The organism is Streptomyces lushanensis (genome assembly GCF_001700515.1).
Taxonomy (GTDB): Bacteria; Actinomycetota; Actinomycetes; order Streptomycetales; family Streptomycetaceae; genus Streptomyces; species Streptomyces lushanensis.
The window spans coordinates 1-492 of sequence record NZ_MAUD01000642.1 but is presented as its reverse complement, the minus strand read 5'-3'; the positions used below and the strand labels follow the sequence as shown (position 1 = coordinate 492).

Here is a 492-nt window from a genome sequence, read left to right as displayed (position 1 = left end):
GCACGCCGCTGCCGATCCGCCGCACGACCGTCTCGCCGTCCGGTGCCAGCTCGACCAGCTGATGGCGGGTGGAGTCGGAGACGAGGAGGTTCCCGCCGGGCAGCACCAGCGCCTTACCGGGAAACCGCAGATCGGTCGCGACCGGNNGCTGAATGGCATGTGCATGCCCTTCGCCCGCGTGCTGCGCGACGACATAGCCCTCGGGATCGATGACCACCAGCGTGGGCCATGCCCGCACGGCGTACTGCTTCCAGGTCGCCAGCTCGGGATCGTCCAGCACCGGGTGGTGCACCTGATACCGCTCGACGGCGTCGACCACGGCCTGGTGCTCGGCCTCGTGCACGAACTTCGGCGAGTGCACGCCGATGATCACCACGGTGTCCCGGTGCTTCTCCTCCAGCTCCCGCAGCTCGTCCAGGACGTGCAGACAGTTGATGCAGCAGAAGGTCCAGAAGTCCAGAATGACGATGCGTCCCCGCAGGTCGGCAAGGG

The 492-nt window shown here is 67.8% G+C and carries 1 protein-coding gene; it reads right to left on the bottom strand.

The features are described 5' to 3' along the window. Window positions 1-147: 147 nt before the first annotated feature. On the bottom strand, window positions 148-492 hold a 345-nt coding region (locus BFF77_RS37565; protein WP_245704023.1), incomplete at both ends, for a thioredoxin-like domain-containing protein.